A 19,069-nucleotide genomic window follows, 5' to 3' on the forward strand; every position below is an offset into this window, starting at 1 on the left:
GAGACGGGTAGACGGCCGCGGTACGCCCAGCGGACGGTGGGCAGCACCAGGTGCCCAGACCGACGAAGGAGGCACAGATGCCAGGACCACGGCCGGGCAGCAACGCGTACGACAAGCAGCGGGCGCGGTTGCGCAACGCCATCGACGACTCCGGACGCCGAGTACCCGACGGCAAGGCCAACCAGGTGGCCAACAGGATCCTCCAGGAGGATCGCGGACAGCGGGGCGTGGTGCGCGGTGACCGCACGTACGGCCCGAAGAGCGAGCGCGAACCGGGCGACCCTAAGTGAGGACTGTCGACGTGGCCGACGGCGCCATCGCGGGCGCCGTCGGCAGCACCGCGCTGAACGTGGTCAGCTACCTCGACATGGCGCTACGGGCACGACCGGGGAGCGACGTTCCGCAGGAGACCGTCGACCGGCTGGCCGGGATCGCGCACGTGGACCTGGGCAACGGGGCCCGGGCGGCCAACCGCCGCTCGGGCCTCGGGCCGCTGATCGGTTACGGGCTGGGCATCGCCGCGGGCGTCGGGTTCGCGCTGTACGCCGGTGGTAGGCGTCAGCCGTTGCCGGTGGCCACCGGCCTGCTCGGCGCGGGCGTCATGACCATGACCGACGGGTCGATCACCGTGCTGGGGATCAGCGACCCGCGTACGTGGCGGCGCTCCGACTGGATCTCCGACATCATCCCGCACCTCGCGTACGGGCTGGCGGCCGCCGCAACCTGGAACAGGTTGCGGCGGCCGCCAGGTCGCGGCCGCTAGTCAGCGGGCGTCGCTGTCGTCCTCGGCCACCGGCTCACCGGCCGGGCCGTACGGCGACACCTGCCCCTTGGGCACCGGCCGACCGGCGTCGCCGCGCGACGTGCCACGGTTGGCCGGATGCCCGCCAGGGGCGGGGCCCTTGTTGTCCTGACTGGTCGCGCCCAGTGCGTTGCGGCGCAACTCCGGTTGCTGCGGGTTCGTCACGGGGTGTCTCCCTCCGGTACGGGGCGGCATCGACCGCCTCCACCGTCGGCATACCCGCCCGCCCCGGTGGCATTCCGGCCGTGGTCACCGGCGCGAGGGCTAGCGGGGCCGCAAGTGGGTAACCCGTCCGGATGGGCGATGATCGACGTGTGGTGCGGGTCCTGCTCGACAGGCGTGGCAGCACGTACGCCGAGGAGGCCGGCATCCGGCTCGCCGACCGCCCCGGGCCGCTGTACCAACTGCTGGTGCTGACCACGCTGCTGAGCACCCGGATCCGGGCGTGCGTGGCGGTGGACGCCGCACGGGAGCTGTTCGCCGCCGGCTACCGCACCCCACAGGCCATGGAGGCGGCCAGCTGGCAGGAGCGCGTCGACGCGCTGGGCCGGGGGCACTACCGCCGCTACGACGAGCGGACCGCCACCATGCTCGGCACCGGCGCCCGGCTGTGCCTGGACCGCTGGCACGGTGACCTGCGACGCCTGCACCGGGAGGCCCAGGGCGACCCGGCCGGGCTGCGGCGGCGGCTCACCGAGTTCCCCGGCATCGGCCCCACCGGCGCCGACATCTACCTGCGCGAGGCGCAGGCGGTCTGGGCGGACGTACGCCCGTACGTCGACCGTAGGGCCCTGGCCGGGGCGAAGCGGCTGGGTCTGCCGGGGTCTCCGGACCGGCTCGCCGGTCTCGTCGACGGGCCGGACTTCGGCCGGCTCGCCTCAGCGCTGGTACGCGTGGCGCTGGGTGAGGAGTCCGCCGGTGAGGTCACCCGCGTCGCCGCCCGCTGAGGCGCTCACTTGACCGTCTTGTCCCCCGGGCGGGTCAGGTGCCACACCAGCAACGCGGCGAGCAACGCCAGCACCACCACCCCGCCGGAGATGCCACGGCCCTCCTCGGGGCTGCGGCCGGCGCTGCCGAAGTAGATCACCGCGAGACCGGCCAGCACCGTGACGAACGTACGCAACCCTCGGTCCTTCACGTCTGGCACCGTAGGCGGACCGCGATCGCCGCCTCGTCGATTTGGAGCTTTTGTCAGCCTTCTGGGTGAATGGTCAGCGCTCGGTGACGAACCCGCAGAGCCGCACCCGGCGCACCGCCCGATCGGCGACCTCCACCACCTGCAGGGTCAGCCCGGGCAGCCGCACCGTCTCACCCGGGGAGTCCGGCAGGTGCCGCAGCCGGGCCAGCACCAGACCAGCCACAGTCGTGTAGTCCCGGGACAACGGGAAGCTCAGCCGCACCCCCAGGTCGGGCAGGTCGTGCAGCGGGAAGTCACCGGGCACCAGCAGCGACCCGTCCGGTTCCCGGACGACCCCGCGCACGTCACGGTCTGTCTCGTCGTACAACTCGCCGACCACCTCGGCCAGCAGATCCTCCATGGTGATCATGCCGTCGATACCTCCGTGCTCGTCGACGACCAAAGCCAGTTGGTGATGTTCCTGCCGCAGTTGACGCATCGCGTCGGCCACCGGCAGGGTCACCGGCAGCAGCAGCGGCGGCCGAACCCGCTCGCCCACCGGGGCGGTGCCGGCGCGCACCAGGTCGCGGATGTGCACCACACCGAGCACCTCGTCCAGGCCGCCGGGACCGGTGACCGGAGCACGAGAGCGCCCGGCGGCGGCCAGCCGCCGAACACCCTCGTCGGAGGCCAGACCGGCCGGCAGCGTGGTCACCTCCCGCCGGGCCACCAGGATCTCCCGCAGGGTCCGGCCGGCGATGTCGAACGCGCCGGTCAGGATCTCCCGCTGCTGGGCCGACAGGCCGCGCTGGCTGGCCAACATCTCCCGCAGCTCCTCCTCGGTCATCTCCTCCCGGTTGGCCCGCGGGTCACCGCCGGCGAGCCGCACGATCGCGTCGGTGGCCCGGCTGAGCAGCCACACCGCCGGCCGGGACACCCGGGCCAGCAGATTCAACGGGCCGGCGCTCAGCAGCGCCCAGCGCTCGGCCCGCTGCATGGCCAGCCGCTTCGGGGCCAACTCGCCGAACACCAGCGTGACGAACGTCAGCAGCACGGTCACCAGCAGCACCGCGGCGGGACGCGCCGCCCCGCCGAGGAAACCCAACGGGCCGACCAGCGGGCTGGCCAACGACACCGCGGCCGCCGCCGAGGCGAGGAACCCGGCCAGGGTGATGCCGAGCTGAATGGTGGCCAGGTAGCGGTTCGGGTCGCGGGACAGCTGCACCAACCGGTCACCGGCGCGGCTGCGCCGGCCCAGCCGCCGCAACTGCCCCTCCCGCAGGGTCACCAGCGCCATCTCACTGCCGGAGAGGGCGGCGTTGACCAGCACCAGCACGGCCACCAACGCCAACTGCCCGAGCTGACCGCCCATCGCGTACCCCCGTCCGCCGCCTGAGGTCACTCAACCGCAGCGGGGCGCGGCGCGGGCGCGGTTTGCGACCGCGCCACCGCTCAGTCGACCTCCAGGTCGTCCAGCGAGATGGCGTGGGTCATCAACCACCGGGCCAGCGCCGACATCCCGAACAGCCACAGCGGCACGGACTCGGTGGGGCCATTTGTGGCGTAGATGGCGAAGCGCAGGTCCGGCGCGCGGTACGCCTCGATGCGCCACCGGTGCTGCCGGTCCCGCCAGACCGCCGAAGGGTCCATGGCGTCACCGTAGGTGACCACCGCCGACCTCGGGGCCGGTTGGCCGGGCAGCACCGACTCAGCCCGGCACCACAGTCGTCCCGAACACGATGCGGGCAACGGCCACCACGAGGCTGACGCCGACTGCGGCGAGGATCAACCAGCCGAACCCCCGCCACCCCGAGCCACGGCCGGGCACCGGCGCTGGCGGTGGCCTCCACAGCTCCCGGTAGGTCCAGGCCAGCACACCCAAGCCGAACGGCAGGAGCCCGACCCAGAACCAGAACCACCGGGTGCCGACCACGGGCGGCGCGCCACCGATCAACCGGCCCAGCCAGAGCACGGTCAGCACACCAGCGAGCAGAGCCACGGCGTTCCCGATCCGGTACGCGGTGCTGCCACCTGCCTGCCTCGCGTCGGCGAGCGCGGCACGCCGCGCCTCCTGCTCGGCCCTCGCGGACGAGTCCGGCTCGGCGGGGTACGACTCGAAGGCGAGCGGCGTGCCGGAGGCGTAACGGTGCTGGCCGTTCGACACGGTCCAGGTCAGCATCCCGCCGTCGGGCGCGTACTGCGCACGCGGCCGGCTCCCCCAGTACGCGCCGTCGTCGGCCCAGCCGGACGACCGCTGGAAGGCCACCACCTGGCCAGTCGCGAGATCCCGGTCGAGCTGCGCCTCGGTGGACTCACGCGGCTCGACCCACCACGCGAGGGACGCCCACAGCACCCACAGCACCGGCAGCGCCCAGCGCAGCACCACCGGGACGACCGCACGCCACCGGCGGCGGGAGGCCCGTGACCGCGTGGGGATCGCCTCGACCATCAGCTCACCGTCGCACCTCGGCGCACTGTTGTCAGCCCCGGATCGGCCGCGACTGACGGCCGTGCGGCGGTCAACGGTCCGGTTGATCCTTGTCCGACGGCACAGTGGCTCCGTCCGACGGCACAGTGGCTCGCCGGACGCAGTCGCGCAGCAGGGCGCGGCGTTGATCATGAACGTCGTCGGGTTCCAGGCTGCTGGCCGCGTAGACGTTGCTGACCGGCGACCAGGCCATGGACATGGCGATGACCAGAGCCATGAGGTCGAACGGGTCGCCCGCGCGCACCCGCCCGGCGGCCTGCGCCTCGGCGATGGCCGTGAGCTTGCGATCGTCGTAGTGCTGGTGGGTCTCGACGAGGTGCCCGACGGGCCGGCGCTCCAGTCGCGTCCAGGTCGCGAGGCGGATGAGGTCGGGGCGGCGCAGGTATTCGTCGTAGAGGCGAACGGCCCAGTCGGCAAGATCGTCAGCGTCGATCGACACCACGTTCGTGATGCGCTCGAGTGAGCTGAGGAAGATCGCGTCGAAGAGCCGTTCCTTGTCGCCGAAGTAGGCGTAGAGCTGCGCCTTGTTGGTGCGCGCCGCCGTCACGATGCGTTCGATGCGCGCTCCGGCGATGCCGTGCTGGGCGAACTCCGCGGTGGCGGCGTCCAGGATGCGCTGGTAGGTCGCGGTGCCGCGCGAGGTCAGGGGCTGCTCCGGCATGCCGCCACTCTAGCAACAGAACAGTTGGTTTGCCTCCCCCCGTGACCGGAGCTATGGTCGGCAGACCGAACAGTCTGTTTAAGGATGTGTGTATGCGAACGACCATCGGATGGCGGGCGAGCGGCCCGACGGCGCTACGGCGTACGTCGCTGGAACGCCGTAACCTGCGCTCAGACGATCTGGCGGTGCGAGTCGACTACAGCGGCGTGTGCCACACCGACCTGCACTCCCTGCGCGACCACGACCAGCGTGCGATAGCGCCTCTGGTGCCCGGTCACGAATGCACAGGTGTGGTGACCGGGACCGGGGCCGAGGTGACCGCCTTCTCGGTCGGCGACCGCGTCGCGGTGGGCAACATCGTCGACTCCTGCGGCACGTGTGCGATGTGCCGAGCAGGACAGGAGAACTTCTGCCGCTCCTTCCCGACTCTCACCTACGGCGGCACCGACCGGCGGGACGGGTCGACCACCTTGGGCGCTTTCTCCCGCGAGTACGTCGTGCGGGACCGCTTCGCCTACCCGCTCCCCTCCGGCCTCGACCCGGCCGCAGCCGCCCCGCTGATGTGCGCCGGCGTCACCGTCTGGGAACCGCTGCGTGCCCTCGGTGTGGGCCCTGGCAGTCGCGTCGCCGTGGCCGGGCTCGGCGGCCTGGGTCACCTCGCGGTCAAGCTGGCCGTCGCACTCGGTGCCACCACGACCGTCATCAGCCGCACCCAGGAGAAGCGCGACGACGCGCTCCGGCTCGGCGCACACGATTTCCTGGACTCCACCGACACCCGCCAGATGGCAGCGACACGCGACACCTTCGACGTCGTCATCGACACCATCTCCGCTCCGCACGACCTCGCCCCGTACCTGAAGGTGGTGGCGATGGACGGCACCCTCAGCCTGCTCGGATACCTGGGCCCGGTCACCGTCGAGGCGATGGACCTGCTTGTCGGCCGCAAGAGGCTCAGCTCCGCCGGCAGCGGAGGCCGCCGCTCGACAGCCGAGATGCTCCAGTTCTGCGCCGACAACGGCATCGCCGCCGACGTCGAGGTGCTCCCGTCGGCGCAGGTGGAGACGGCACTCGACCGCCTCCGGCGAAACGACGTCCGCTACCGCTTCGTGCTCGACATGTCCGACCTGGACTGACAGCGGTTGACCCGGTCGTGGCGCCCGCTCAGGTGACGACGATCCGGGCGTCGTCGGGCAACCGGCGGGTCGCGCCCCGCCGGTCCAGCAGCTCCAGCAGGGGCACCGCCACCCGGCGGGTGGTGTCCAACGCCTGCCGGGCCGCGGAGAGGGTGAACGGCTGCGGCAGCCCGGCCAGCACCCGGACCGCGTCGTCGAGCGCGTCGGGCAGCAGCACCACGTTGTCGGCCAGCCGCAGCAGAGCGCCGGCCCGCACGGCGGCGCCGATCTCCCGGGGGCCCAGACCGAGATCGACGAGACGGTCCGCCTCGGGGGCGCGGAACGGCCGGTCGCCGTACTCGGCGCGGACCCGCTGCACGGCCCGGGCCACCGGCTCGGGCAACGCGTCGGCGCTCGCCGCCCCGACCCGACCGGCGTGGATCCGCAGCGGCGGCCGGACCAGCGCCTCGACCAGCACCCGGTCGGGCAGGGCGAGGCGCTGCCGCAGCGCGTCCACCGGCATCCCGGGCGCCAACGGGTGCTCCCGCGCGTGCCGGGCGACCTCCTCGGTCAACTGCTCGCCGAGCCGCCGCCAGTGTGCGGGGTCGGCCAACCAGTCACCGGCCACCGGCTCGGCGTACGCCGGCCCGTCTCCCATCGGCTCGGCGTGCACCGGCAGGTCTTGCACCGGCACACCCATCCGGATCAACGCGCCGGCCCGGATCAGTCGGCGACGGCGCAGCTCCCCCGCCAGGTCGGGTCGACCGTCCAACTCGGCGAGGACCTGGGCGCGGGCGGCGGCCGCACCCCGTCGGGCCAGCGGTGGGGGCGCCACGTCCAGCACCCGCACCCCACCGCTGACGTGGTGGCGACCCGGGTCCCGTAGCAGCGCCCGATCGCCCACCAGCAACGGCAGTGGGCGGGCCAGCCGCAGCCGGACGGTGTCCGGGCCGAGCGGGCGCAGCCGCACCGGCACCGCCGCCGACCCGACGTGCAGGGTGAGGGTGGCCGGCAGGTCGGCGGCCGGGTCGCCGGCGAGCCGGACGTCGACCAGGTCGGTGTGGTGGAACCGGCCCGGGGTGAGCAACGCGTCGCCCCGGCCCAGCCGGTCGCGGGGCGTACCGCGCAGGTTGACCGCCACCCGGGCGACCGCCGCCGCCTCCGCTCGGGCCTCGCCCAGGGAGTGCAGGCCACGGACCCGGACCGGTTCGTCGGTGCCGGCCAGCTCCAGTTCGTCGCCCACCCGCATCCGGCCGGCGCCGAGGGTGCCGGTGACGACGGTGCCGCTGCCCCGCACGGTGAAGCTGCGGTCCACCCACAGCCGGACCGGGTCGTCGAGCGTCGGCGCGGGCAGTTGGGCGGCGAGCCGGTCCAGGGCGGCCCGCAGCTCCGACAGGCCGGCCCCGGTCAGGCCACTGACCGCCACCGCCGGCACCACGCCGAGGCTGGTCGCGGCGATCTCGGCGCGGGCGCGGGCCGTCGCGGGCCCCGGGTCGGCCAGGTCCGCGCGGGTCACCGCCAGCAGGCCGTACGCGACACCGAGCGCGTCGAGCGCGGCCAGGTGCTCGGCGGACTGCGGCATCCAGCCCTCGTCGGCGGCCACCACGATCAGCGCCGCCGGCACCGGGCCGACCCCGGCGAGCATGTTCGGCACGAACCGCTCGTGCCCGGGTACGTCGACGAAGGCGACGGTCCCGCCGGACGGCAACGTCGTCCAGGCGAAACCCAGGTCGATGGTCATCCCCCGGCGTCGTTCCTCGGCCCACCTGTCGGGTTCCATGCCGGTCAACGCCCGGACCAGCGTCGACTTACCGTGGTCGACGTGCCCGGCGGTCGCGACGACGAACACGCTCAGTCGTCCCCGGGTACGCGCAGCACGGCAGCGCGGACGGCCTCGTCGGCGTCGGCGGGCACACAGCGCAGGTCGAGCAGGAGCCGCCCGCGCACCACCCGACCGAGGACCGGCGGGTCTCCGACGCGCAGCGGCGCCGCGTACCGCTCGGGCAGGCTCAACGCCCAGGAGTCCAACTCCACCCCGGGGGCGCCGCCGCCGCCGACCACCGCGACGGCCGGCACCACCTCCGCCTTGCGGCCGTCCGCGCCGAGCCGGTCCCGCAGCCGCTCCACCCGTTCGCGCAGGGCACCCGGGTCGGCGTGCAGCGCCACCCGGGTCGGGGTCTCCGGTTGATTCACTGTGGCGGTCAGCGCGGCCAGGGTGAGCTTGTCCACCCGCAGCGCCCGGGCCAGCGGGTGGCGACGCAGCCGGTCGATCACCTCGACGTCACCCAGCAGCAGCCCCGCCTGCGGCCCGCCGAGCAGCTTGTCGCCACTGGCGGTGACCAGCGCGGCACCCGCGCGCAGGGTGCTGGCCGCGTCCGGTTCGTCGGGCAGCAGCGGGTCCGCGCCGAGCAGCCCGGAGCCGATGTCCACGACGACCGGCACCCCGAGCGTGGCCAGTTGCCGTACGCCGACGGCGGAGGTGAAGCCGGTGACCCGGAAGTTCGACGGGTGCACCTTGAGCACGAAGCCGGTCTGCGGGCCGAGCGCGGCGGCGTAGTCCGCGAGGGTGGTGCGGTTGGTGGTGCCCACCTCCCGCAGCCGCGCGCCGGTGCTCTCCAACAGGTCGGGCAGGCGGAAACCGTCGCCGATCTCGACCAGCTCGCCTCGGCTGACCACGATCTCCCGACCGGCGGCCAACGCGGTGGCGGCCAGCACCAGCGCGGCGGCGCCGTTGTTGACCACGTGCACGGCGCCCGCGTCGGGCACGGCGGCGGCCAGCGCGTCGAGCGCGCCCCGGCCGCGTCGGGCCCGCCGGCCGGTGGCCAGGTCCAACTCGACGTCGGTGTGCCCGGCGGCGGCCACCACCGCGGCGACCGCGGCGGACGACAACGGCGCCCGACCCAGGTTGGTGTGCAGCACGACACCAGTGGCGTTGAGGACCAACCGGGGGCCGGGGGTGGGTAGCGCGGCGACGGCCGCGTCGCGTACCTCGTCGGGGTTGAGCTCACCGCGGCGGGCGCGGCCCTGCGCGTGGGAGACGATCGCCTTGACCTGCTCCCGGCCGAGGGTCGCGGTGGCGGCGGCCAGCACCGGGTCGGCGAGCAGCGTGTCCGTACGGGGCACCCGACGTCGCGGGTCCACCGGGCCGTCGCCCATCACGTCATCTCCTGCAAGCGATGTGGCGGAGACGGACGGGAATCGAACCCGCCTGGCCCGGGTCCCGGACCACTCCGGTTTTGAAGACCGGGAGGGGCACCAGCCGCCTGAACGCCTCCACCGGACATTCGATCACACCGCGGGCGGGACCGCCCGATCAGATGGAAGATCCATGCCGGTTCGGCGGGCTTCGACCCGTTCGCGCTGCGGCACCACCGTGTAGCGGGGGTCGCGGGCCGAGGCGACGCCGCCGTAGAAGATGCCGAACCGGGTCAGCACCGACGCGGCCAGCAGCGCGGTCCCGGAGAGCGCCCCGACCACCCGGCTGCGCCGGCCCAGCAGCGCACCCGCCACCCCGCCGACGGTCAACAACCGCCCGGCGCGCAGCAACCGACCCGGCCGACCCAACCGGTAGGGCTCGCTGAGCAGGCCGAGGCGGGTCTCCACCCGATGCGCGCCGTACAGCTCCAGGGCCGCGCCGGCCACCGCCATCCGGCGGGCCGGCCCGGCCTGGGCCGGCGGCGCGGCGAGCAGACCCACGCCGGCGCCGCTGGCCAGCGCGCTGCCCGCGAAGATCACCGGCAGCTCCGGGTACGCCTCATGCCACGACGGCACCGCCGTGTCGGCCAACAACACCCCGGTGTACGTGGCCAGGGCCGGCGCGGTGCCGGCGGCGACCAGCCCAGCGGCGTGCCCGATCGACGGCAACGCGCGGCCGGCCAGCCCGAGCAGACCGTGCCGGGGCAGCACACCGGCCGCCTCGGCGATCGCGGCGACGCCCGCCGCCGGCCCGTACACGGTGAGGATCCACGTGCCCACCGACATCGGCGAGGTCAGCTTGGCCACCCGCAGCATGTGGTGGAACCGCGCCGGCCGGCCCAGGTCCCTCACCAGGAAGACGGCGCTGGCGCTGACGGCCGCCAACGCGGTGACCCGACCGGCGCGCCGCAGCGCGGGCCGCCCGGTCAGCTGCCCGCCCGCGGCCAGCAGCGACGAACCGGCCGCCAACCCGCCGGTGAACAGGTACGCGGCGATGTCCCACTTCCAGACCGGCCCCTTCAGAACCGGCCGACCGTAGTACGACGTGAACTCGGCCTCCGGCACCCGCAGTTCCTCACCGCCGCCACGCCGCCTGCCCCGCCGGCCCTGCCGGCCCCCGGCTTCCCTGCTGCCGCTGGCGGTACTGGGGCGGTCGTCGCTCACCGGTGATCGGTCGAGGCTCTCGGCGGCGAGCCGCTCCCGGAAGCGACGGAACCGGTCGCCCACGGGGCCCGGTGGGGTCATGAGGAACCTCCGACGAACGCGGCGACGGTCGCCGCCGCCATGGCGAGCGCGGCGAGGCCGGCACGTTTCCACATCTTCGGCAGGTCCCGGGTCGTCACGACCGGGTCGGGCGGCAGCCCGTACACCTCCGGCTCGTCGAGCAGCAGGAAGAACGCACCGTCACCGCCGACGCCGTCGTTCGGGTCGTGCCCATACAGGCGCGCCTCGGGAACGCCACGGTCGTGCAGCGTCTCCACCCGGGCGGCGGCGCGTTCGCGCAGCTCGTCGAGGGGCCCGTACTGGATCGACTCGGTCGGGCACGCCTGCGCACAGGCCGGGGTCATCCCCGCACCCAACCGGTCGTAGCACAGCGTGCACTTCCACGCCCGACCATCGTCCTTACGCTGATCGATCACCCCGTACGGGCAGGCGGAGATGCAGTACCCACACCCGTTGCAGATGTCCTCCTGCACCACCACCGTGCCGAACTCCGTCCGGAACAACGAACCCGTCGGACACACATCCAGGCACGCCGCGTGGGTGCAGTGCTTACAGACGTCCGACATCATCAACCAGCGGAAATCCGTGCGCTCCTCGACGCCAGTGCCCCGGCCCGGCGGCTGCGCCCCCGGCATCCCGAGGAACTGCGGTCCCGCGCCCGCGTCGGCCGGTCGGGTCGGGCCGGCGTCGGCCGGTCGGGTCGGGCCGGCGTCGGCCGGTCGGGTCGGGCCGGCGTCGGCCGGTCGGGTCGGGCCGAGGACGTCCGTCGGCGAGGCGCCATGCCCGGCCGGGCGCGGCTGCTCGATGAACGCCACATGGCGCCACGAGTTCGCGGTCAACGCGCCTGTGTTGTCGTACGACATCCCGAGCAGGTCCAGCCCGTTCTCCGGGACGCCGTTCCACTCCTTGCAGGCGACCTCGCAGGCCTTGCAGCCGATGCAGACGCTGGTGTCGGTGAAGAACCCCATCCGGGGTGGCGCGTTCTCATAGCCCGCGTCGGGCGCCGGGTCCAGCGGACCGTAGAGGCTGTTCGGGTCAGGAAGCACCGTGTTCCTTCCCCTCGTTGTCGGTGGTCACGGCCGGGGCGTGTTGGCCCGGGGTGATGCCGGCGCGCCGCTGGTAGTCGGCCACCAGGTCGAGCAACGCCGGGCCGGTGGGACGGCGACCCGGCCGCACGTCGCAGGTGCCGACCTTGCTCTCCTGGATCAGCACGTTCGGGTCCAGGCTGATGCCGAACAGATCGTTGGCCGAGTCGCCGGTGACGAGCCCCTCAAAACCGAAGTGGTACGGCAACCACACCTGGTGGATGATCCGACCGTCCACCCGCAGCGGGGTGAGCCGGTCGGTGACCAGCACCTTCGCCTCGATCACCGCGCGGCCGCTGACCAGGTGCGCCCAGCCCAGATGCGTCAGCCCCACCTCGTCGGCAAGGGCCGGGGACACCTCGACGAACATCTCCGGTTGCAGCTCGGCCAACGGTGACACCGTCCGGCTCATCCCGCCGGCGGTGTGGTGCTCGGTGAGCCGGCTGACCGTGAACACGTACGGGAACACCTGACCGTGCTCCTGCGGAGGGCTCGGGTTCACCGAGTTCACCGGATGCGCGTACATCTTGCGGGTCGGGTTGGCCTGCTGACCGTAGAGCGGGTTACGCACCGGCGACTCCACCGGCTCGTAGTGCGTCGGCAACGGCCCGTCCAGGACACCGCTGGGCGCGTACAGCCAACCCTTGCCGTCGCCCTGCATGACGAACGGGTCGTCGCCCGCGATGCCCTCCGTCCCGGACGCGCCGGGCGGCGGCCGGTACGACGGCGGCTTGGTCTTCTCGAAGTCCGGCACGTCGTAACCGGTCCACTCGGCCTTGTCCGCATCCCACCACACGTAACGCTTGCGCTCACTCCACGGGTTGCCGTCCGGGTCGGCGGACGCACGGTTGTAGAGGATGCGCCGGTTCGCCGGCCACGCCCAGCCCCACTCGGCGGCCACCCAGTCCTGCTCGTGCCGGGACCTGCGCCGGGCCGCCTGGTTCACGCCGTCGGCGTACACCCCGCTGTAGATCCAACAACCGATCGCGGTGGAGCCGTCCGCGCGGGCCTCGGCGAAACCGGACAGCGGACGGCCGGTCGTCACGTCGTACCCGTTGATCTCGCGCAGCACCGCCTCGGCGCTCGGCTCCGCGTGCGGGCCGTGCGTGGGGTAGTCCCAGGTGAGGTCGAGCAGCGCCCGGTCGCGCGGCAGCGGCGAGTCGGCCAGCCTCTCCCGCAACTTGCGGCCCAGGTGATAGAAGAACCACAACTCGGAGCGGGCGTCGCCCGGCGGCTCGACGGCCTTCTCCCGCCACTGCAACAACCGCTGCGTCTGGGTGAACGTGCCCTCCTTCTCCACATGCGACGCGGCGGGCAGGAAGAACACCTCAGTGCGGCACTCCTCCGGCACGATCTCCCCGGTGGCGACCTCGGGGCCGTTCTGCCAGAACGTCGCGCTCTCGATCATGAACAGGTCCCGGACCACCAACCAGTCCAGGTTGGCCATCCCGAGCCGCTGCGCCCGACCGTGCGCCGACCCGACCGCCGGGTTCTGCCCCAGCAGGAAGTACCCCTTGATCTTTCCGTCGATCATGTTGAGCACCTGCTGGTATGTGCCATGATCACCGGTCAGCCGGGGCAGGTAGCCGTAGCAGAAGTCGTTCTCCGGCGTCGCCGCGTCACCCCAGTACGCCTTGAGCAGGCTGGCCGCGAACGACCGCGCGTTGCCCCAGAACCCCTTCTGCCCGGGGTGGCGGATGCTGTCCACCCACTCGTCGAAGCTCGGGTGCTCGGCGTGGTGCGGCATTGGCAGATAGCCGGGCAACAGGTTGAACAGCGTCGGGATGTCGGTCGAGCCCTGGATGCTGGCGTGCCCCCGCAGGGCCATGACGCCACCACCAGGACGGCCCATGTTGCCCAGCAACAACTGGATGATCGCGCCGGTACGGATGTACTGCACACCCACACTGTGCTGCGTCCACCCGACGGAGTAGATCAGCATGCCGGTGCGGTCCCGGCCGGAGTTCGCCGTCCACGCCCGCGCCAACTCCAGGAACTGCGCCTGCGAAATACCGCACACCCGCTCCACCATCTCCGGGGTGTAGCGGGCGAAGTGTCGCTTGAGGATCTGGTAGACGCAGCGCGGATGCTGCAACGTCTCGTCACGCCGGGTCTGCCCGCCGACCGGCGCGCCGTGCGACTCGTGCGTCAACCCTGCGGCGCTGTCCCGCTCCTGGGCGGTGTGCCCACTGCCCGACGAACCCTCATGCCCCTCGTACTGCCAGCTGTCCTGCACATACGTGCCGGTCTCCGGGTCGAAGCCGGAGAAGAAGCCGTCGCCGTCCTCGGTGTCGCTGAACTCTGCACTGACGATCGTCGCCGCGTTGGTGTACGAGAGCACGTACTCCCGGAAGTCCAGGTCGTTGTCGAGGATGTAGCGCACCACCCCACCGAGCAACGCGATGTCGGTGCCCGCCCGGATCGGCAGGTACGCATCAGCGACCGCGCTCGTCCGGGTGAACCGCGGGTCGACGTGGAAAACCTTCGCGCCTTTGCGCTTGGCCTCCATCACCCACTGGAAACCCACCGGGTGCGCCTCAGCCATGTTCGAACCCTGGATGACGATCACGTCAGCGTTGGCGATGTCCTGCTGGAAATCCGTCGCACCGCCACGACCGAAGCTGGCCCCCAGACCGGGGACAGTGGCGGAGTGTCAAATACGGGCCTGGTTCTCGATCTGGAGCGCCCCCATCGCGGTGAACAACTTCTTGATGAGGTAGTTCTCCTCGTTGTCCAGCGTCGCCCCACCCAGACTGGAGATACCCAGCGTCCGGTTCAGCGGTCGACCCTGCGTGTCGACGTCCTCCCAGGTCTGCTCGCGGGCGGCGAGGATCCGGTCCGCGATCATGTCGAGCGCGGTGTCGAGCTCCAGATCCTCCCACTGCGTCGAGTACGGCCGGCGGTAGCGGACCGTGGTCTGCCGCAACGGACTCGTGACCAGGCTCTTGCTCGCCGAGCCCTTCGGGCAGAGCCGACCCCGCGAGATCGGACTGTCCGGATCACCCTCGATCTGACTGACCTGCCCATCCTTCACGAACACCCGCTGACCACAACCCACCGCGCAGTACGGGCACACCGAACGGGCCACGCTGTCGGCGTCCTCGGTACGAGCGGTGAGCGCGCGGGACCCGTCGGACTTCGCCGCCGCACCCCGACCCAACGGGTCCGTGCCGGTGAGCTGGCGGTAGACCGGCCAACCCTCGACAAAGGTCCGCAGACCCATCCCCGGCACCCCCTCCCACGCGAGCGACCCCCTGAACATAGGTCAACTGAGACAGGTTCGCGAACCCGGGACGCAGACAGCGCCGCCCCCGGCCTTGTGGGCCGGGGGCGGCGCTGGTGTCGGTGTGCAGGTCGCCTCTCGGCGAGTGGCACGACGCGGCTCCAGCCGAACGGTATTCCGCGAGGGCGATATTAGGTGAGGCCCGGGGACACTGAGTCACACCGACACTGTCCACAACCAGCCCACCGCCGCCGTTGTTCCCGCACCCCACCCCGGCCGCCGCACCCTGGCGGCGGGGATGGGGTGCGGTGGCCCGGTGAGGAGGCGGCCCGGTGGCCCGGCAAGGCCGTGGCCCGGCAAGGCCGGGGGCCGGGGGCCGTGGCCCGGCAAGGCCGGGGGCCGGGGGCCGGGGGCCGGGGGCAACGCGTTGCCGCACCGTCGGATGTTCCGCCGGGTTCCATCGCTGTACCGCGCGGATCGCCCTCATCACCACGACACCCCACCGCCACGCCACGCCGCGCTTCGGCCCTGTTCCGCGAGATCTTGGACAGTTTCCGTTCGCGCCGAACGGAAACTGTCCAAGATCTACGGGCAACGACCAACCGAACCGCGCCACCCGCTCCCACCGGACACCGGACACCGGGCTGCGCGGCACGGGCCGCGCGGCACGGGCCGCGCGGCATCCGCAGCCAGCAGCCTGTGCCTGCCGCAGGAAGCGGAAAGGCCGCTGGCCGGCACCCCGGGTTGCGGAGTGCCGGCCAGCGGTCGGTGTCCTGCTGATGCTGCTGGTTGCGGTGGTGTCGTTGGGTGGTCAGCTGTTCCAGTGCTGGCCGACCAGGTCGGCGGCCTGCTGCTCCCACTGGGCGTACGCGTCCGGGTACGCCGACACCTGCACCGTCTGCGCGGCCTTGGTCAGCGGCATGTCCTGCCAGCCGTCGACCTGCTTGAGGCCCTTCAGGAACGCGGTCGTGGAGTACTCAGGGTCGGTGATCTGCTCCGGGGTGCCCCAACCGCTGGACGGGCGCTGCTGGAACAGGCCCAGCGAGTCGTGGTCGTTCATGTCGCCGAGGTGGCCCAGGTTCTCCAGCTTCGACTCCTGCAGGCTCGTGGCGATGGAGATGACCGCGGCCCGCTCAGGCAGACCGGCCTTCTTCGTCGCGGCGATGATCGCCTTGACGTTCGCGGTCTGCTCGTCATTCAGGGTGATCCGGGACTGGTCGCCCTGCGGCTTCGACGCCTGTACGGCCACGGCGGCGGGCTTGGCGTCGACGGCCGGGTTGGCGTGGGCGGCGATCGGGCCGGCGAAGACACCGCCGGCGAACGCGAGACCCGCAACGGACAGCATGCTCTTACGGAAGATCGTGTTCATGGGGGTAGCTCCTTCGGGGGTAGGACACCCCAACCGCCAGGGGGCGGCGGCAGGGTGTGAGCACCTCGTCCGGCGCTGCATAAAAAGTCTTTGGGGGGTGACGCCCACGGGGCGTCGGGGTCGGCGGCCTACGGGCGGGGGCTCGTGGCGCCGGGTCCATGTGTAACGACCGGGGGCCGGGGGTCATTCCGGGGTCGGCCCATCCGTTGGCACCCGCATCGCGGCGGTGCCGTGGTCGTTCGTGGGGACTGCAACGACCGGGGGCCGGGAGTCATTCCGGGTCGGCCCACCTGCCGGCACCCTCTCGTGAAGGCGGTGCCGTGGTCGTTCGTGGGGACTGTAACGACCGGGTGGAGGCTGGCATTCCCACCTGCGCTACCGGCCCGGGGGGCCGGGCGGTGGGTCGGTGGTGCTGCGATCGTCAGGGTATGTAACGACCCCGGCCTGGCCATGATTCCGGCCCACGGGTGCGACCGGTCACCACCCACAAAAACCCACCACCGGACAAACCACCCACCCACGCCGGACCCACGGCGACGCGAACCGCCCCACACCCACACGATCCACTCGGGTTCACGGAAGTCGCGGTGTCCCGGACGCCCGGACACCGCGACCTCATGAAACCCGAGTCGATCACGATTCGCTGACAGGCACCGGCTCGCATGAAACGGACAAACCTCGCGGGGATCAGGGTCATGCGGGAGTCATGGGGCAGCTCGTTAAGGTCGTCCTGAGCGACACCGGCTTGGGTGGGCGTTACCCTGACACCATGCAGGCCGTCTCCACCACCGCGACCGGCGTGGCTTTCCTGGCCCGCCCGGGTCGCCCGGCTGTGGTGGCGCGGACGCTCGCCGAGTTGGCCGGGCCCACCCGAGGTGTGGTGGAGCTGCCGGTACGGCTGATGTGGAACGCCGAGCGCACCTTCGACCTCGGTGACCCGGACCAGCTGCTCTGGATGTATGAGAACGTGCTCCGCGAAACCACCCGGGCAGAGGATCTGCGCGCTCTGATCAATGGGCGGACGCTGCGTCGGGTGTGGCGACCGCTCAACCTGCCCCGAGGCGTACGCCAGGCGTGGGAGAGCCGGCACCGCGGCCTGCGCGCGGCGTGATCGAGCCTCATCTGCACGACTTCTACCGGGAGGTGGCCCGGGTGGCGCTGGCCGCCGCCGGGCCGTACCGGTTCGTGCTGGGTGGTGGGGTGGCGTGGGCGGCGCACGGGCTGGTTGCCCGACCGACGGAGGACGTCGACCTCTTCGCGGACGTGGAGGGTGCCGCGGCGGCGGCGTCCGCCGGGGTGCGCGTGGCCCTGGAGCGGGCCGGTTTCATCGTCAGCGATGCCGACCCGGACAGTGAGCTGGCGGAGCTGTTCGACGGGTACGAGCAGGACATGAAGGACTTCGTGGTGAGCCGCGACGGACGGCAGATCCGGCTCAGCCTCGCCCGGTTGGACCGTCAGCAGAGCCCGGTGGTGATGGACCTCGGCCCGGTGATGGACGTCCGTGACCTGGTGGCCAACAAGATCGCCGCCCTGGTCAACCGGCGGGAGGTTCGCGACTTCATCGACGTGGCGGCGGCCCTCGACCACTATGACGTGACCGAGCTGCTGGTCCTGGCGCGGCAGGTCGATCCCGCACTGGACCCGGACGACGTGCGCGCCGCCGGCCGTTACCTGGACCGGCTGTCCGATCAGCGCTTCGGGCGGTACGGCCTGGGGGCCGCCGACGTCGCCGAGATCCGGCGACGCTTCGCCGCCTGGCCACGCTGACCGGGTGGGCATCCGCGCGGATGCCCACCCGGCGGCGGATCACTTGGTCGGTCGACCGCCGGTGACCCCCAGGATCTCGCCTGTCACGTAGCTGGACTCCTGCGAGGCGAAGAAGACATACGCGGGCGCCAGCTCGGCCGGCTGCCCGGGGCGTCCCTCCGGGGTGTCGGTGCCGAACTGCTTCACCTTCTCCTCCGGCATGGTGGACGGGATCAGCGGCGTCCACACCGGGCCCGGTGCGACCGCGTTGACCCGGATGCCGTGCTCGGCCAGGTCGGCGGCGAGTGCCTTGGTGAAGTTGGCGATCCCCGCCTTCGTGGTGGCGTAGTCCAGCAGCTGCGGCGACGGGTCGAACGCCTGGATCGACGACGTGTTGATGATCGCCGACCCCTCGGCCAGGTGGGGAATGGCGGCCTTGCAGAGCCAGAACATCGCGTACAGGTTGGTCTTGAACACCCGGTCGAACTGCTCGGTGCTGATCCCGAGGATTCCCTTGTCCTGCGACATCTGGTACGCCGCGTTGTTGACCAGGATGTCGAGGCCGCCCAGGTCCCGCACCGCCCGATCGACCAGTTCCTGGCAGTGCGCCTCGTCGGTGATGTCACCGCGTACCGCGACGCCCCGCCGTCCGGCGGCCTCGACCAGCCGGATGGTCTCCCGGGCGTCGGCGTCCTCCTCCTCGCCGAGGTAGGAGATGAGCACGTCGGCGCCCTCCCGGGCGAAGGCGATCGCGACCGCCCGGCCGATCCCCGAGTCACCGCCGGTGATCAGCGCCCGCTTGCCGTCGAGTTTGCCGCTGCCCCGGTACGACTCCTCGCCGTGGTCCGGCCTCGGGGTCATCTCCCTGGTCGACCCGGGCGCCGACTGTTGCTGTGCGGGTTGACCGGACTGCTGGCCGTACTGGCTGGTCGGGTCCTGCTGGGTGTGCTGGTCCTCGCTCACCGATATCTCCTCGCGCCGCGCGGGAAGCGGGGGCTGTCCCGCGAGTTCTCGTTCCTCATCGGCCTACCCCGCCTCGGCCTGCGG

Annotated in this window: 19 protein-coding genes and 1 tRNA gene; 6 read left to right on the forward strand and 14 right to left on the reverse strand. The window is 72.3% G+C overall.

Annotation, left to right across the window (positions count from 1 at the left end; translation table 11 throughout):
• The first annotated feature begins 77 nt into the window (after window positions 1–77).
• Entirely contained in the window at window positions 78–290 is a 213-nt protein-coding gene (locus tag IW248_RS09905) for a phosphatidylethanolamine-binding protein (protein WP_088989541.1), read from the forward strand.
• Complete coding sequence (locus IW248_RS09910) at window positions 287–763, forward strand: hypothetical protein (protein WP_196926707.1); 477 nt, start codon at window positions 287–289, stop codon at window positions 761–763. Before IW248_RS09905 ends, IW248_RS09910 begins: the two co-directional genes overlap by 4 nt.
• On the opposite strand, the gene IW248_RS09915 is transcribed toward IW248_RS09910, so the two are convergent.
• Window positions 764–967: a hypothetical protein gene (locus IW248_RS09915; RefSeq protein WP_124822158.1), complete on the reverse strand. Its 204-nt coding sequence runs from the start codon at window positions 965–967 to the stop codon at window positions 764–766.
• 131 nt (window positions 968–1,098) lie between these two features.
• Between IW248_RS09915 and IW248_RS09920 the strand changes: the two genes are divergently transcribed.
• Window positions 1,099–1,749, forward strand: a complete 651-nt coding sequence (locus IW248_RS09920) for an HhH-GDP family DNA glycosylase (protein ID WP_124822159.1) — start codon at window positions 1,099–1,101, stop codon at window positions 1,747–1,749.
• A 5-nt stretch (window positions 1,750–1,754) separates the two neighbouring features.
• Here IW248_RS09920 and IW248_RS09925 read toward each other — a convergent pair whose 3' ends face one another.
• From IW248_RS09925 to IW248_RS09945, 5 genes are all read right to left on the reverse strand, one after another.
• A complete protein-coding gene (locus IW248_RS09925; protein WP_036410487.1) occupies window positions 1,755–1,940 on the reverse strand; it encodes a hypothetical protein in 186 nt (61 codons plus the stop codon).
• Between the two features lie 73 nt (window positions 1,941–2,013).
• A complete protein-coding gene (locus IW248_RS09930) occupies window positions 2,014–3,291 on the reverse strand; it encodes a hemolysin family protein (RefSeq protein ID WP_196926708.1) in 1,278 nt (425 codons plus the stop codon).
• Window positions 3,292–3,371: 80 nt separating this feature from the next.
• Window positions 3,372–3,569: a hypothetical protein gene (locus tag IW248_RS09935; protein WP_030327722.1), complete on the reverse strand. Its 198-nt coding sequence runs from the start codon at window positions 3,567–3,569 to the stop codon at window positions 3,372–3,374.
• 58 nt (window positions 3,570–3,627) lie between these two features.
• Window positions 3,628–4,368: a hypothetical protein gene (locus tag IW248_RS09940; RefSeq protein ID WP_196926709.1), complete on the reverse strand. Its 741-nt coding sequence runs from the start codon at window positions 4,366–4,368 to the stop codon at window positions 3,628–3,630.
• Between the two features lie 70 nt (window positions 4,369–4,438).
• On the reverse strand, window positions 4,439–5,068 hold the full coding sequence (locus tag IW248_RS09945) for a TetR/AcrR family transcriptional regulator (RefSeq protein ID WP_196926710.1): 630 nt from the start codon (window positions 5,066–5,068) through the stop codon (window positions 4,439–4,441).
• 92 nt (window positions 5,069–5,160) lie between these two features.
• Between IW248_RS09945 and IW248_RS09950 the strand changes: the two genes are divergently transcribed.
• Window positions 5,161–6,201, forward strand: a complete 1,041-nt coding sequence (locus tag IW248_RS09950; RefSeq protein WP_196926711.1) for an NAD(P)-dependent alcohol dehydrogenase — start codon at window positions 5,161–5,163, stop codon at window positions 6,199–6,201.
• Window positions 6,202–6,229: 28 nt separating this feature from the next.
• Here IW248_RS09950 and selB read toward each other — a convergent pair whose 3' ends face one another.
• The 7 genes from selB to IW248_RS09985 form a co-directional block, all read right to left on the reverse strand.
• Window positions 6,230–8,029, reverse strand: a complete 1,800-nt coding sequence (gene selB / locus IW248_RS09955) for a selenocysteine-specific translation elongation factor (RefSeq protein ID WP_196926712.1) — start codon at window positions 8,027–8,029, stop codon at window positions 6,230–6,232.
• A 2-nt stretch (window positions 8,030–8,031) separates the two neighbouring features.
• Entirely contained in the window at window positions 8,032–9,336 is a 1,305-nt protein-coding gene (gene selA / locus IW248_RS09960; RefSeq protein WP_196926713.1) for an L-seryl-tRNA(Sec) selenium transferase, read from the reverse strand.
• A 23-nt stretch (window positions 9,337–9,359) separates the two neighbouring features.
• Window positions 9,360–9,455: transfer RNA gene (locus IW248_RS09965), tRNA-Sec, on the reverse strand.
• Window positions 9,456–9,468: 13 nt separating this feature from the next.
• A complete protein-coding gene (gene nrfD, locus IW248_RS09970) occupies window positions 9,469–10,620 on the reverse strand; it encodes an NrfD/PsrC family molybdoenzyme membrane anchor subunit (RefSeq protein ID WP_196926714.1) in 1,152 nt (383 codons plus the stop codon).
• Window positions 10,617–11,645: a 4Fe-4S dicluster domain-containing protein gene (locus IW248_RS09975; protein WP_196926715.1), complete on the reverse strand. Its 1,029-nt coding sequence runs from the start codon at window positions 11,643–11,645 to the stop codon at window positions 10,617–10,619. Before IW248_RS09975 ends, nrfD begins: the two co-directional genes overlap by 4 nt.
• The gene (gene fdh, locus IW248_RS09980) at window positions 11,635–14,907 is read right to left on the reverse strand and encodes a formate dehydrogenase (protein WP_196926716.1); all 3,273 of its coding nucleotides are present in this window, start codon (window positions 14,905–14,907) and stop codon (window positions 11,635–11,637) included. The genes IW248_RS09975 and fdh overlap by 11 nt, the downstream gene beginning before the upstream one ends.
• An 811-nt stretch (window positions 14,908–15,718) precedes the next feature.
• Window positions 15,719–16,276, reverse strand: coding sequence for a hypothetical protein (locus IW248_RS09985; protein WP_196926717.1), 558 nt, complete (start codon window positions 16,274–16,276; stop codon window positions 15,719–15,721).
• 769 nt (window positions 16,277–17,045) lie between these two features.
• On the opposite strand from IW248_RS09985, the gene IW248_RS09990 reads away from it, so the two are divergent.
• Together IW248_RS09990 and IW248_RS09995 are read left to right on the forward strand one after the other, a co-directional pair.
• On the forward strand, window positions 17,046–17,387 hold the full coding sequence (locus tag IW248_RS09990; RefSeq protein WP_196926718.1) for a hypothetical protein: 342 nt from the start codon (window positions 17,046–17,048) through the stop codon (window positions 17,385–17,387).
• On the forward strand, window positions 17,384–18,043 hold the full coding sequence (locus tag IW248_RS09995; protein ID WP_307787893.1) for a nucleotidyl transferase AbiEii/AbiGii toxin family protein: 660 nt from the start codon (window positions 17,384–17,386) through the stop codon (window positions 18,041–18,043). The genes IW248_RS09990 and IW248_RS09995 overlap by 4 nt, the downstream gene beginning before the upstream one ends.
• Before the next feature lie 39 nt (window positions 18,044–18,082).
• Here IW248_RS09995 and IW248_RS10000 read toward each other — a convergent pair whose 3' ends face one another.
• Entirely contained in the window at window positions 18,083–18,985 is a 903-nt protein-coding gene (locus IW248_RS10000) for an SDR family oxidoreductase (RefSeq protein WP_196926719.1), read from the reverse strand.
• Between the last annotated feature and the right edge of the window lie 84 nt (window positions 18,986–19,069).

The sequence above is a fragment of the Micromonospora ureilytica genome (genome assembly GCF_015751765.1).
GTDB classification, from domain to species: Bacteria; Actinomycetota; Actinomycetes; order Mycobacteriales; family Micromonosporaceae; genus Micromonospora; species Micromonospora ureilytica.